This is a genomic window from Bacillus sp. COPE52 (assembly GCF_003355115.1).
Classification (GTDB): domain Bacteria; phylum Bacillota; class Bacilli; order Bacillales; family Bacillaceae_G; genus Bacillus_A; species Bacillus_A toyonensis.
Genome location: NZ_CP031292.1, coordinates 3,709,887 through 3,722,115, shown reverse-complemented (window position 1 = coordinate 3,722,115; position 12,229 = coordinate 3,709,887). Strand labels below are relative to the sequence as shown.

Sequence of the window (12,229 nt, the reverse complement as noted above, 5' to 3'; positions counted from 1 at the left end):
GATAACAGATTCTATCTTAATTTAAAATAGCGCTTACAATTTTTATTCTTCTTTTTCTAGGAAAACATATGAAAACTACTACATATCACTCGAATAAATGAAAACGTTTTATTTTTTTATTTATTTTTTGAATCTATTCGTTTATAATAAACTCAAAGAAAACGTTTGCATAATTTTTTCTAGGGGGAAATACCATGGCAGAACTGAAATTAGAAAACATTTATAAAATATATGATAATAACGTAACCGCTGTAACAGATTTTAATTTACACATTCAAGATAAAGAGTTTATCGTATTTGTTGGTCCTTCTGGATGCGGAAAATCTACAACATTACGAATGGTAGCTGGACTTGAAGATATTTCGAAAGGAGAATTTTCAATTGATGGTAAGCTAATGAATGATGTTCCTCCAAAAGATCGTGATATCGCAATGGTTTTCCAAAACTATGCTCTTTATCCACATATGAGTGTATATGATAATATGGCATTTGGATTAAAGCTTCGAAAAATACCAAAAGATGAAATCGATCGTCGTGTGAAAGATGCCGCACGAATTTTAGGGCTTGAACAATATTTAGATAGAAAACCAAAAGCGTTATCAGGTGGACAACGACAACGTGTTGCGTTAGGTAGAGCAATCGTTCGAGACGCGAAAGTTTTCTTAATGGATGAACCATTATCAAACTTAGATGCAAAACTCCGTGTTGCAATGCGCTCAGAAATTTCTAAGTTACACCATCGCCTTGGAACAACGACAATTTATGTAACACATGATCAAACAGAAGCAATGACAATGGCTTCCCGTCTTGTTGTTATGAAGGACGGAAAGATTCAACAAATTGGAACTCCAAAAGAAGTATATGAAACACCTGAAAACATTTTTGTTGGCGGATTTATCGGATCTCCAGCGATGAATTTCTTCCGTGGTACATTAACTGAAACTGATTTCGTTATAGATAATTCATTGAAAATCAAAGTATCTGAAGGAAAAATGAAATTATTACGTGAACAAGGTTATGTAAATAAGGAAATCGTTTTAGGAATTCGTCCTGAAGATATTCATGATGAACTACTATTTTTAGAGGCTTCACAATCTACTACTTTCACATCAAAAATTGAAGTTGCTGAGTTGTTAGGTGCTGAATCCATTTTATATATGAAACTTGGAAATCAAGATTTTGCAGCACGTGTTGATGCAAGACATATATTCTCACCTGGAGACCAAATTAAATTAGCATTTGATTTAAATAAAGCGCATTTCTTTGATAGCCAAACCGAACAACGTATTCGCTAAAAAATTTTTCTTGTATATAACATACAAAAAAACCGTCCACATACATTGAGGGCGGTTTTCATTATTATACTAGGGCTTCTACTGTATGAAATGATTGTCCTTTCGTGCTAATAATACCGAAAATCGGTAAGTCACTAAGCACCACTTCTTCTTGCTGTTTCATAAAAGATGACGTTAATTGTTTTATCTCTATCCAAACGTCATTAATACAAAGTACATTGGAATCGTTCTCTTGTTGGCGAGAAAAAATAGAATCTATTTTATATAAACCAGCATTTTGAAAAAGCATATCAATGCGACTGAATGCATTCAAAGTAATACTGATAACACGTTGCCAATCTCCTTTTTTTTCCATATCATAGGATACAAAAAGGGCTTCTCCGCCTAGATTCGTAATTTCCTCCACTGTTGCTTGTCCACTCTCTTGATCAATGTCCGTCACAATTACTTTTGCGCCTTGTTTAGCCAACAAAAGAGCTGTATTACGTCCAATACCGATGCCACCGCCAGTTACGATAGCAACTTTTCCTGCAAGCTTCATTTTCATTACCCCTTCTATAAGTCTTACCGTCATTCAGTATACTCCTTTATAAGATTAGTCTGCAAGTAAGAAAAGTTACTCTTTTATTTGTAAGCGATTACTTTTTTACTCCTTCTTTTTTCTTACTATTACACTGATCGAAAACGAGACCAATGAAAATTAAAATCCCCCAAAAGATTATGCTACCTCCCGTCATTACAGCTTCCCCCTTCATTATATAAAGATATTATTTTCATTTATTATACCATTTTCTTAATTTTCAATCTATTTAAAAAGGACTTTCTACTTCGAAAAAATATCCTTCCATAATAAAAAACCTTTTTATGTACAAGCATAAAAAGGTTTTTTATTATACTAGATTCATCACTTTTGTCTTTGTAATTAAATCATGAAAACCGCAATTATCTTTGCGGAACAACATCATATATACGTTGCATATTAACGGAATTCCAAGTAACAATATGTTCGGTAATAACAATACAAAAAATCGTAAAGTTAATGTTTGCAACGTTAATTTTTCACTCGTCAATGAAATCAATTTTGTTCTCGTTATTTTTTTCCCAAGTGTAACACCGTTCCAAATAAAAGGTAACAAAATAAAATATAGAACCATTAATATGAAAACTACTGCGAGATCATATCTATAGTCACCGAAACTTATATTAAACCGATTAAAAATAGCACTATAGTTTCCGGTCATAACAGCTACTACTGCACCATACATAACCGAGATTAAAAACATGTCAATTAGGGAAGCACCTATGCGATTCATTACAAGCGCTGGACGATGCATCTTCAACTTCATTTTATGTCGACTCCTTCGTATCCTTCTTTACCCGTTACATCGTACCACTTCTAAAAAACATTGTAAACTGGCGTTTCTCTTACTTTTCTTGTACAATGTGTTACAACAGCATTGTAAAGGAGGTTCCCATATTGAAAAAATGGATAATCCTATTCGTCGCCGTCCTATTAACTGCTTGTACAGGAAATACAAACCATGTATCTTATACGATTAACGATGAATACGAACTCATACGTACTTCTGGAAATGCATTTGAACTGTTCCCTACGCAAGATGCTGTATATGCCACACAATACATCCCTGCCAAAATTACAGACATCGCTTGGGATGATAAATACATTATTGTAAAACAAACAGAGGAAAAGTCAGATCCAAATAACCCTGACGCAGCAATTGCAAATAAAAAAAGTGAACATTATTGGATTATTGACGTAAAGCACAATAAACGTTTCGGTCCCTATAATGAAAAACAATTTAATGAACAAAAAGATGCGTTTAAAATTAAAGTGCCTTTTCAAAATGTAGATTCATACATAAAAGAAATAAAAAAACAGTCAGCATAATATATAGAATGCTGACTGTTTTTCCTTATATCATTTTAAAAACATATTACTCAGAAAGTGAAATGTTAAAACTTTGTGATTCTTTAACAGTTTCTTGTGTTTCTGTGTCTCCTGCCATTAAATCATCCGTTGTAAATTTAATATCCTTTACCTTTTCTTTTCCATCATCAAGTATTAAACCGATAATTCCATCTCTTGTTTCACCAGGCTTATAATCTTCTCTTGATACATTTTTCGTACCAACGAGCGTATCTTCATCATATAAAAAGTTTTGAGTCGCTACTTTAAAATGTTGCTTATCATTAATCGTAACATCATTCATAGAGAAAAATTGCATATTTTTATTCCCGCTATTTTCCACCTTATATGTAATTTCAACGTAACGAATCGTATCACTAATCTCTGTTCCACTTAGCGATGCATATAATTCAGCATCTTCTTGACTTACCTTATCGCCCAATCTACGCTTTACTTCGTCAGGAGTTAATGCCGTATATGCTTTTAATGTATTTTTTGCGTCTTCACTCATTTGTGATAAAGAGATTACTTTCACATCTTGTACATGAATTTTCATTGGTGCTACTTCAAATGTTTGATTCACAGAATGTATCTGCTCTAACTTGAAAGTACCCCATCCTGTTTCTTTCACTTTTTGCCCAATTTTTTTTAGCTCACGCCCACCATATTCTTTTGTTTCAGGAATAGATTCTTTCTTCTTCGGTTCAGCTTTCTTTTCTTCTTGATGGAAGCAACCACTTAACATAAGAAGAAAACTACATAAAACAAAAATACTTTTCCATGCTTTCATCATTTAATTTCTCCTAACACTATCATTCATTAAAATAAATTAGTCCCTAGTCTTGTAAACTATAGAAACAATAAGAAGTCCACAAAACGAACTTGTCAATCCAGATACTATTATACCCCCTATTTGAAAAATATGAAAATAGGGATTTACGAACGCGTGAACGATAAATATAATAGTTGCCACAATGATTGCCGAAACCCAATACTTCCTTTTTTCTGAAGCTATAATAATATCTTTCCCTGTTTCATCTTTATACTTCCATAGTACGTGTAATAGTAATAATAAACCAACACATGTACTCCCATGTTGCATATATTTATACACCGGAATACTATGTAATTCTCTTTGTAACAATGGTATTTCCATAACGAAGTAGCCTGTATTATGAGTAAACGCATCCCAAACAACATGCGTGAGCATACCAAATAAAGCAGAATAGCAAAATACAAAGAAATCCTTCCATGTATGAAGTCCCCACCTCTCATCTACTGCATATGTATAGTAGCCAGCAAATGGTTTAGGTAAATGTGTTATAAACGGCTTTTTTAAAATGTAATGATATATGTATGCTAATAGAAAGACAAGAGGTAAATTTAAATATAAGAACCCAAGCCACGTATGTCCAATCACGCCATACGGTCTAAAGTGTAAAAAATATTCAAAGTCAGGTGCCATACTACCTAATATAAGAGCCGTTACTGAAATATAATTAACCTGCTTTTTAGAAAAAGGGAGAACAGCTGCTGGATGCGCAAATGTAAACGGCATATTTTAACTCCTTTTCATATTTCCAATAGAATATCATCTATCATAACGAGAGAATTGACCTTCATGCAATGTTTATTTTCACATTGGAATATGATAGTTTCCATGTTATAATCCTCATGAAATATTCAGAAAATAAAATGGGAGTTCTCATGTCATTAACACTTTTCTTTTTTCTATGGAAGAACTTAAAAATTATAAAATATACGCCTGCTCTCGTTGGCTTTATAAGCGTTCTTTCCATTTTTATATTGCAGAGAATGACGTTCGGCTGGGAAAATCTCGGTTTTGGCGCACTTTATTAGCAAGTCGTCTTACACTTGTATTTTTTGCTTTTTTTAAATCAAAATCCGTTATGAATTGAGGTTTATATATTGATTGACGTACCCTTTTTAAAAAGTGTCACATTAAAAAAAGAAGATATCCCTAGCTTTTCCGCATATCCTTACTGTTTACCCGCTATTCGAACATTACAATCGCTCCTTTTCCATCCAAATGTAACATTCATTATTGGAGAAAACGGAACAGGTAAATCAACACTACTTGAAGCAATTGCAATTGCTTTAGGTTTTAATGCTGAAGGTGGAACGAAGAATTTCCGTTTTAGCACAAATAATTCACATTCATCTTTACATGAATATCTTCGAATTTCCAAAAGTTTCAATACACCAAGCGATGGTTTCTTTCTTCGCGCTGAATCATTTTATAACGTCGCTTCTTATATCGATGAAATGGATGCTGATCCAGAAGCACGCGGAAATCCAGTTATTGACTCATATGGTGGTATCTCACTACACAAACAATCACATGGCGAATCATTTTTCTCCTTATTTATGAACCGTTTTTCAGGACAAGGTTTATACATTTTAGATGAGCCTGAGGCAGCTTTATCCCCGATGAGACAACTTTCCATGCTCATTCGAATGCACGAACTAGCTGAACAAGGTTCACAATTTGTTATTGCCACGCATTCCCCTATATTAATGGCTTATCCTGAGTCTACTATATATTCTTTAACACAAGAGGGGATTCACGAATCATCTTTAGAAGAAACGGAGCATTATCAAACGACGAAACTTTTCTTTGAAAATCGCGATCGATTATTCCATCATCTATTTGAGTCGTAAAAAAGAAGCAGCAAACGCTGCTTCTTTTTTATAATGCTTCTATAAATAAGGCAACCCCGATACCGCCACCGACGCATAAAGAGGCAATTCCTTTTTCTAATCCACGTCTTTTTAATTCATGAATTAAACTTACAGTGATACGAGCTCCTGTACAACCGATTGGGTGTCCAAGTCCTACACCACTACCGTTTACATTCACTTTTTCACGGTCTAAACCTAATTCTTTCTCTACAGCTAGGTATTGCGCAGCGAAAGCTTCATTAATTTCAAGTAAATCTGCATCTTCTAATGACCAATCTACTTTTTCTAATCCTTTACGAATTGCTGGTGCTGGTCCAATTCCCATAATTTTAGGATCTACTCCAGCTACTGAATAGCCAACAATTCTAGCTAACGGTTGTAAGCCTTTTTCTTTCGCTTTTTCTTCACTCATTAATACTAGAACTGCACTTCCGTCATTAAGACCAGATGCATTCCCTGCCGTTACAGATCCATCTTTACGGAAAGCTGGTTTTAATCCAGCTAATTTTTCCGCTGTAATATCTGCACGCGGATGTTCATCCTTAGAAAATACAATTTCTTTTCTACGCTCTTTTATTGTAATAGGAACAATTTGATCGTCAAAGTATCCAGACTCGATTGCTTGTAGTGCCAATGTATGACTGCGAAGCGCAACTTCATCTTGTTCCTCTCTTGTAATTTCATATTGTTCAACTAAATTTTCCGCTGTTTCACCCATCATAATATGATGAATCGGATCTTCTAGCACTTCCCACACCGTATCACGAATTTCTCCGTGCTGTAGACGTTGTCCCCAGCGGTGCTGTTTCAATGCATAAGGGCTCGAACTCATCGCTTCTACTCCACCTGCAATAACAACATCACTCACACCTAATTGAATTTGCATTGCAGCTGACATAATTGCTTGCATACCTGAAGAACATTGGCGTTGGATTGTATAGCCCGTAACTGTGTCAGGAAATCCTGCCGCTAATGCAGCCGTTCTCGCCGTATTTGCTTCATCAGTTCTTTGAATACAATGACCTAAAATTACTTCATCAACTTCATGTGGTTCTACCCCGCCTCGTTTTACAGCTTCCTGAAGTACAGGAACAGCTAATTCTACTGGTGTTATATTTTTTAGTGCTCCTCCGAAAGTTCCAATTGGTGAACGAACTGCAGCTGTAATGACAACATTATGCATTTTGTACTTGCCCCTCTCTTATGTACCCTAGTCAGTTTTTAGGTGAAATTCCATAAGATGTATATCTACAACTATCATACTATAAACATACTAAAAAATCAAAATATTTAATATAATAAAAATAGAAGGAATTAACCTTCTATTCTGTTAATGCGTATAGGAATTTTTGTAAAATCTTCTCTGTTGTTTTATTCAAATTCGGTAACTTATCTACCGGAAAATATTGAAGCTGTAATCCTTCATGATCAAGCTTAACTTCCCCACTCACATGATGCCCCTGATACAGATGAATGACATTAAAAATTTCATCTCCATTTGGATATTGGAAGTACACTTCTTTTCCCGAAAGAACCCCGATAAATTGCATAATTTTCGCGTTTAGTCCCGTCTCTTCAAATAGTTCTCTGCGAGCAGTTTCTTCTGTCGTTTCTCCTAGCTCCATCGCTCCGCCAGGTACACCCCAATCATATGTGTCTGAACGATATTGAAGCAATACTTCTTGCCTATCATTTAATATAATAATTGCTGATCCTACTAAAATAAGTGGCCTTGTACCAACGACTTTACGTAACTCTTCAATATACCCCAATATGTAAACTCTCCTTTCCTCACCCTCCCTTATCATAACAAAATTTTTCTCATTTTGTTGATGTAAATTTTAAGAAAAAAAGGAAGCTTTCGCTCCCTTTTTTCACTTTATTTCTTAAAACTTTCATATTTTACAGCTTCAAAAGCTTCTTCAATTTCATCATTACGATAATGAACGTATGTAAAACGCCCCAATTCTACTAATCTTGCTATTTCTTGTAACGCTTTATGTTGATCATATGTTTCCCCCAGCTTAATATGTACGTAAAACTTCATTAATGGATGTTCATATACAGGTTCTCCCACCTCTACATATACATCTTTAACCCCTTGCACAACTTTTACATAACTCGCAAATTGATAAAGAGCTTCTCTGTCTGAAACGATTTTTAATGTATACATATATTCTCCCCCTTTCCTTTACTATATCAAAAAGATGACCATACTACGTTATAGAACTATGAAATTTTTTCGACTTGTAGTCTATATATTCATGTAATAAACAAGGCGTTTATCCATACATAGCACCTTTTTCTCACATATATTATAGGAAGAATTTTTTCATTTGAGGTGTTCCCTATGGATCCATACGTCAATATATGTATTTGCATTACGCCAGGCGCCAACATTTCTGAAGACCGTATCGCAAAAGATTTAGCAGTCGCAGAATCAATTTGGCACCCCATTACATTTCAAATTCAAGAAGTAATTGTATTAAATGAGCTTTTTCGTTTTTCAGACCGTGAAATTAGTTATAAAAATTCTATTCAAAGTCAGGAAAAATTAGCATCCTTTTTCCAAACGTGTGTAAATGAAGCTCCAGAATGTGATCTTTATATTTGTTATATTGGCAGTGATTATTTTAAAGAAACAGCAGTAATTGCCTGTGCTTACTCTTTAGCTAAACAACAACAACTTACTGGTTATATCGTTTTAACAAATTCAGCCGCTCCTATGAAAAATATATATACGCTCGCTCACGAAATTGGCCATATTTTATTCACAAGGCGCGTTCACGGAAAACTTACACATGCAGATCCTCATTCTCCAACTGGCTCGGAACACCACCCTTCTCCATCAAATCTGATGTACCCTATAGTCCCCCGCCCAGAAAACGTCCATATTCATTCCTTATTAACAAACGAACAAAAAGAACTCTCTTTACAAAGCTCTTTATTACAAAGAAAAAAACAGTAACAATCTTATTACTGTTTAAAACAACTTATTTAATCAACAAACCAAGTCCCGGCTGCTAGAAATAAAAATAGACAACTAAACGTAAATGTAATCCCTCTAAAAATCCCTATATAATATTTCTTTGGAAATAATTTTTTGCATATCCAGAGCAGCCTTTTTCCTATTAACCCGAAGAACAAAATATATCCTGATGTGTCATCTAATAAAGTATCAAAATAGTCATCATGTACCTTTTTGCCAAATCTGTATAGATTCCTATAATTGCTAATCCTCTTCTATTTCTAGAACTTCTTATTAAATTACTAGTTTTTCAACCATCACTATTATAAAAATAGGGATTCCTAATACAAATAAACCACTCCACCCAAGAGACCGAACATTTACAATTGTTGTCACTACTAGTATAACTCCTCCAATTAAATATCTTCCTATTTGAGGAATTTCATAGAAAGGAAAACTGTACCAATCCTTAAAAAGCATTATTAATACTGGTAAATAAGTAAGCATTACGGCTCCAAATAGCAGTAAACTCTTTTTCAAAATACTACTTTGAAAACTAGCACCTCTTAAAAACAAAATTCCTCCCACAATCATTAAAACTATGATAATTGGATATCCAATTACCCCGATTAAAGAGACTGTATATGGTTCGTTTAGCTTTCGAAATAAAAGATCTGGAATAGTCCAATAACATAGTATGCTCATAATAGCTGTAACTAGCCATCCAATATTACGTTTATAATCAACTTGCATCTCTTTTGCAAGTTGATTGGCATATTCCTTCGGCGAATTACCAAATATGTCTCCTACACTCTTGCCCCTTTTCTCCCCTTCTGTTAAATGCAATTCCGCATCTTCTAAAAAGGATTCAATATCTTTTTCACTTATCCCTTTTGCTGTTAAATAGGCACCTATCTCCGCCAAAAAATTTCGTGACTCATGTGAAAGCATCTCATTCTCCCCTTCCTTAATTAACCGTTTCTCTTCTATTCGTCTTCATCATAATTTCAACGAAAATTAAAATAAATAAACTTCCGTATAAACATATAATCTGAAATAACATTGGTATGAGATCTTCTGATGTAAATGCTTGAAATACTAACATAATAGAAAGAGGAATAATTAAATATAAGTTTTTAAACCATCCTTCAAAATACATGTTTATAGCTACTGTCATGATAAAGATCCCACCAGCTAACATATAACTTTGCATTTGGGTGAATGTAACCATCTTTGTAGGATATATTACATCTAATATCGTAACAGCTCCTAATAAAAACATTGGAGCGATCATGACTAAAGACCACATAGAAAACCACGTTTTGGTAAAGCTTGTTACAAAGGTCATTTTACGAAGCAAAAAATTAGGGCCTAACACAGTTAACATTAATGTGAAACTATAACCAATGCACTGAATAAGTGAAATTTGTAACTTTCCGTTATTCACTATTAAAATAGAAGCAATAATCCAAAATGCTACGATATTCATTACTGTAAAACCAATTTGCTTCCACGTTTCCTGTCTATCTCTTTCCATCACTTTTACAAGTTCATTAGCATATTCTTTCGGCGAACTTCCAAAAATTTCTTCTACACTTTTCCCGTCACTCTCACCTTCTATTAAATGCAACTCTGCATCTTCTAAAAAGCTTTCCATATCGCTTTCTTTCACACTCTTTGCGGTCAAAAACAATCTCATATCTAACAAAAACTTTTGCACTTCACTTGATAGCATTATTTTCTTCCCTTCCCTTCAAGTAGACGTTCTACACTACTTTGCATCGCTTCCCAGCGACCCATAAATTCATCCAGTTCATCTTCTCCCTTTTCTGTTAACGTATAATACTTCCTTTTTGGACCAGATGGAGATTCCTTCATTACACTTGATATTAGCCCCTCTTTTTGCATCCGTATTAACAACGGATAAATACTTCCCTCACTCGCCATTGTAAAACCATACTTCGCTAGCTTTTCACTCATTTCATAACCGTATATTTCACCTTCAGAAATAATAGCAAGTAAGCATCCTTCTAAAATCCCTTTCAGCATTTGACTTGTCGACATAATTGAAATCCTCCCACTATCTTGTTTTACAAGATAGATAAGCGTAAGTATCTTGCTTTACAAAATAGTATAGCAGAGACTATTTTGTAAAACAAGATAGCTAACGGATTTTTTCCAAATGTTTGCAGGAATTTCGTAGTTCCCCCTCTAAATAGAGCAATGAGGGAACTTTTATTATGAAGGAGTGTTTTTCATCATGGTTACAAATCGAGTTGTCTTTTTAACAGGTGCTGCGAGTGGTATTGGTTATGAAATGGGGAATACCTTTGCAAAAGAAGGCGCAAAAGTTGTTATTACTGATCGCCTTGAAGATCGTGCGAAAGAAGCTGCTGAACAATTACAAAAAGAAGGCTTTCAAGCTATCGGTTTAAAATGTGACGTTACATCTGAAGAAGAAATTACAGCAGCGCTTTCTCAAACAGTTAGTCATTTCAGTTCATTAGACGTATTAATTAACAATGCAGGAATGCAACATGTTTCACCGATTGAAGATTTTCCAACTGAGAAATTCGAGCTTCTTATTAAAATTATGCAAATCGCTCCATTTATCGCCATCAAACACGCTTTTCCTATTATGAAAAAACAAAAATACGGCCGGATTATTAACGTCGCTTCTATTAATGGCCTTGTCGGATTCGCCGGAAAAGCTGCCTACAATAGCGCAAAACATGGCGTAATTGGACTGACAAAAGTTGCCGCATTAGAAGGTGCTACCCATGGAATTACTGTTAATGCACTTTGCCCTGGTTATGTCGATACCCCTCTTGTACGTAATCAACTACAAGACTTAGCTACTACACGAAATGTACCGCTTGAAAATGTTTTAGAAGATGTCATTTATCCACTTGTACCACAAAAACGTTTATTACAAGTACAAGAAATTGCTGATTATGCTATGTTTTTAGCGAGTGAAAAAGCAAAAGGCATAACTGGTCAAGCTGTCGTTATCGATGGTGGTTATATTGCTCAATAAAGTGAAACTTTAATCAGTGGGGCTTCATCCCCCACTGATTCGTAGCCCTCACCAATCGGGCTTTTACGGGCAGTTAATGCGTGATAAAAAAATAAAGTTTGCTCACGAAGAGCAAACTTTATTTTTTATCACGAGGATCATCGTACTTTAGTAATTGCTGTGGCAGTTTCTCTATCGCAACAGTTATCCCATCTAATTTACTTTCAATCCGATGGAGTAAATATAATGTTACAACAATTGGAAAGCCTACATTACCTATCATCCCGATCCACTCTTCCATCCTTCTCTCCTCCTTTCAT

General features: G+C 34.6%; 17 protein-coding genes and 2 pseudogenes. 6 read left to right on the top strand and 13 right to left on the bottom strand.

What is annotated here, in order from left to right; genetic code table 11:
- Window positions 1-194 precede the first annotated feature (194 nt).
- Window positions 195-1,295, top strand: a complete 1,101-nt coding sequence (locus DPQ31_RS18720; protein WP_000818938.1) for an ABC transporter ATP-binding protein — start codon at window positions 195-197, stop codon at window positions 1,293-1,295.
- 64 nt (window positions 1,296-1,359) lie between these two features.
- On the opposite strand, the gene DPQ31_RS18715 is transcribed toward DPQ31_RS18720, so the two are convergent.
- The 3 genes from DPQ31_RS18715 to DPQ31_RS18705 form a co-directional block, all read right to left on the bottom strand.
- A complete protein-coding gene (locus tag DPQ31_RS18715) occupies window positions 1,360-1,869 on the bottom strand; it encodes an SDR family NAD(P)-dependent oxidoreductase (protein WP_199631952.1) in 510 nt (169 codons plus the stop codon).
- Window positions 1,870-1,933: 64 nt separating this feature from the next.
- On the bottom strand, window positions 1,934-2,032 hold the full coding sequence (locus DPQ31_RS18710) for a hypothetical protein (protein WP_000145635.1): 99 nt from the start codon (window positions 2,030-2,032) through the stop codon (window positions 1,934-1,936).
- Between the two features lie 153 nt (window positions 2,033-2,185).
- Window positions 2,186-2,641: an RDD family protein gene (locus tag DPQ31_RS18705; RefSeq protein ID WP_000769092.1), complete on the bottom strand. Its 456-nt coding sequence runs from the start codon at window positions 2,639-2,641 to the stop codon at window positions 2,186-2,188.
- A gap of 131 nt (window positions 2,642-2,772) precedes the next feature.
- Between DPQ31_RS18705 and DPQ31_RS18700 the strand changes: the two genes are divergently transcribed.
- Entirely contained in the window at window positions 2,773-3,204 is a 432-nt protein-coding gene (locus DPQ31_RS18700) for a DUF3997 domain-containing protein (RefSeq protein WP_000758796.1), read from the top strand.
- A 46-nt stretch (window positions 3,205-3,250) separates the two neighbouring features.
- Here the strand turns inward: DPQ31_RS18700 and DPQ31_RS18695 are convergent, their stop codons facing one another.
- A complete protein-coding gene (locus DPQ31_RS18695; RefSeq protein ID WP_000973887.1) occupies window positions 3,251-4,015 on the bottom strand; it encodes a hypothetical protein in 765 nt (254 codons plus the stop codon).
- A gap of 36 nt (window positions 4,016-4,051) precedes the next feature.
- Window positions 4,052-4,780, bottom strand: coding sequence for a DUF4184 family protein (locus DPQ31_RS18690; RefSeq protein ID WP_001116887.1), 729 nt, complete (start codon window positions 4,778-4,780; stop codon window positions 4,052-4,054).
- Window positions 4,781-4,896: 116 nt separating this feature from the next.
- Here DPQ31_RS18690 and DPQ31_RS29715 point away from each other — a divergent pair.
- Together DPQ31_RS29715 and DPQ31_RS18685 are read left to right on the top strand one after the other, a co-directional pair.
- Window positions 4,897-5,141 (top strand): annotated as a pseudogene (locus DPQ31_RS29715) (hypothetical protein).
- A 10-nt stretch (window positions 5,142-5,151) separates the two neighbouring features.
- Window positions 5,152-5,904: an AAA family ATPase gene (locus DPQ31_RS18685; protein WP_000567990.1), complete on the top strand. Its 753-nt coding sequence runs from the start codon at window positions 5,152-5,154 to the stop codon at window positions 5,902-5,904.
- Window positions 5,905-5,932: 28 nt separating this feature from the next.
- On the opposite strand, the gene DPQ31_RS18680 is transcribed toward DPQ31_RS18685, so the two are convergent.
- The 3 genes from DPQ31_RS18680 to DPQ31_RS18670 form a co-directional block, all read right to left on the bottom strand.
- The gene (locus DPQ31_RS18680) at window positions 5,933-7,108 is read right to left on the bottom strand and encodes an acetyl-CoA C-acetyltransferase (RefSeq protein ID WP_000552062.1); all 1,176 of its coding nucleotides are present in this window, start codon (window positions 7,106-7,108) and stop codon (window positions 5,933-5,935) included.
- Between the two features lie 139 nt (window positions 7,109-7,247).
- On the bottom strand, window positions 7,248-7,697 hold the full coding sequence (locus DPQ31_RS18675) for an NUDIX hydrolase (protein WP_000540531.1): 450 nt from the start codon (window positions 7,695-7,697) through the stop codon (window positions 7,248-7,250).
- Window positions 7,698-7,804: 107 nt separating this feature from the next.
- Window positions 7,805-8,098, bottom strand: a complete 294-nt coding sequence (locus tag DPQ31_RS18670) for a DUF3928 family protein (protein ID WP_208730860.1) — start codon at window positions 8,096-8,098, stop codon at window positions 7,805-7,807.
- Between the two features lie 177 nt (window positions 8,099-8,275).
- Between DPQ31_RS18670 and DPQ31_RS18665 the strand changes: the two genes are divergently transcribed.
- Window positions 8,276-8,893 carry an ImmA/IrrE family metallo-endopeptidase gene (locus DPQ31_RS18665; protein WP_000371630.1) on the top strand — a complete coding sequence of 206 codons (618 nt, stop codon included), beginning with the start codon at window positions 8,276-8,278 and terminating at the stop codon, window positions 8,891-8,893.
- 29 nt (window positions 8,894-8,922) lie between these two features.
- Here DPQ31_RS18665 and DPQ31_RS18660 read toward each other — a convergent pair.
- The 4 genes and pseudogenes from DPQ31_RS18660 to DPQ31_RS18645 form a co-directional block, all read right to left on the bottom strand.
- A pseudogene (locus DPQ31_RS18660) lies at window positions 8,923-9,188 on the bottom strand (DNA-binding protein).
- Window positions 9,188-9,844, bottom strand: a complete 657-nt coding sequence (locus DPQ31_RS18655; RefSeq protein WP_000948567.1) for a DUF1129 domain-containing protein — start codon at window positions 9,842-9,844, stop codon at window positions 9,188-9,190. The pseudogene DPQ31_RS18660 and the gene DPQ31_RS18655 overlap by 1 nt, the downstream one beginning before the upstream one ends.
- Before the next feature lie 16 nt (window positions 9,845-9,860).
- A complete protein-coding gene (locus DPQ31_RS18650; protein ID WP_208730858.1) occupies window positions 9,861-10,628 on the bottom strand; it encodes a DUF1129 domain-containing protein in 768 nt (255 codons plus the stop codon).
- Window positions 10,628-10,957 (bottom strand): PadR family transcriptional regulator, encoded by a 330-nt coding sequence (locus DPQ31_RS18645; protein WP_000107973.1) that lies wholly within the window; start codon window positions 10,955-10,957, stop codon window positions 10,628-10,630. Before DPQ31_RS18645 ends, DPQ31_RS18650 begins: the two co-directional genes overlap by 1 nt.
- Before the next feature lie 196 nt (window positions 10,958-11,153).
- On the opposite strand from DPQ31_RS18645, the gene DPQ31_RS18640 reads away from it, so the two are divergent.
- The gene (locus tag DPQ31_RS18640) at window positions 11,154-11,930 is read left to right on the top strand and encodes a 3-hydroxybutyrate dehydrogenase (RefSeq protein WP_208730856.1); all 777 of its coding nucleotides are present in this window, start codon (window positions 11,154-11,156) and stop codon (window positions 11,928-11,930) included.
- Between the two features lie 118 nt (window positions 11,931-12,048).
- Here the strand turns inward: DPQ31_RS18640 and DPQ31_RS18635 are convergent, their stop codons facing one another.
- Window positions 12,049-12,210 carry a YvrJ family protein gene (locus DPQ31_RS18635; protein ID WP_000393323.1) on the bottom strand — a complete coding sequence of 54 codons (162 nt, stop codon included), beginning with the start codon at window positions 12,208-12,210 and terminating at the stop codon, window positions 12,049-12,051.
- Window positions 12,211-12,229 lie beyond the last annotated feature (19 nt).

Excerpts from the sequence above, each read along its gene's own strand:
- DPQ31_RS18720 (WP_000818938.1), top strand. The coding sequence starts at position 195 with ATGGCAGAACTGAAATTAGAAAACATTTATAAAATATATGATAATAAC.
- DPQ31_RS18715 (WP_199631952.1), bottom strand. The coding sequence starts at position 1,869 with ATGACGGTAAGACTTATAGAAGGGGTAATGAAAATGAAGCTTGCAGGA.
- DPQ31_RS18710 (WP_000145635.1), bottom strand. The coding sequence starts at position 2,032 with ATGACGGGAGGTAGCATAATCTTTTGGGGGATTTTAATTTTCATTGGT.
- DPQ31_RS18705 (WP_000769092.1), bottom strand. The coding sequence starts at position 2,641 with ATGAAGTTGAAGATGCATCGTCCAGCGCTTGTAATGAATCGCATAGGT.
- DPQ31_RS18695 (WP_000973887.1), bottom strand. The coding sequence starts at position 4,015 with ATGATGAAAGCATGGAAAAGTATTTTTGTTTTATGTAGTTTTCTTCTT.
- DPQ31_RS18690 (WP_001116887.1), bottom strand. The coding sequence starts at position 4,780 with ATGCCGTTTACATTTGCGCATCCAGCAGCTGTTCTCCCTTTTTCTAAA.
- DPQ31_RS18680 (WP_000552062.1), bottom strand. The coding sequence starts at position 7,108 with ATGCATAATGTTGTCATTACAGCTGCAGTTCGTTCACCAATTGGAACT.
- DPQ31_RS18670 (WP_208730860.1), bottom strand. The coding sequence starts at position 8,098 with ATGTATACATTAAAAATCGTTTCAGACAGAGAAGCTCTTTATCAATTT.
- DPQ31_RS18665 (WP_000371630.1), top strand. The coding sequence starts at position 8,276 with ATGGATCCATACGTCAATATATGTATTTGCATTACGCCAGGCGCCAAC.
- DPQ31_RS18655 (WP_000948567.1), bottom strand. The coding sequence starts at position 9,844 with ATGCTTTCACATGAGTCACGAAATTTTTTGGCGGAGATAGGTGCCTAT.
- DPQ31_RS18650 (WP_208730858.1), bottom strand. The coding sequence starts at position 10,628 with ATGCTATCAAGTGAAGTGCAAAAGTTTTTGTTAGATATGAGATTGTTT.
- DPQ31_RS18645 (WP_000107973.1), bottom strand. The coding sequence starts at position 10,957 with ATGTCGACAAGTCAAATGCTGAAAGGGATTTTAGAAGGATGCTTACTT.
- DPQ31_RS18640 (WP_208730856.1), top strand. The coding sequence starts at position 11,154 with ATGGTTACAAATCGAGTTGTCTTTTTAACAGGTGCTGCGAGTGGTATT.
- DPQ31_RS18635 (WP_000393323.1), bottom strand. The coding sequence starts at position 12,210 with ATGGAAGAGTGGATCGGGATGATAGGTAATGTAGGCTTTCCAATTGTT.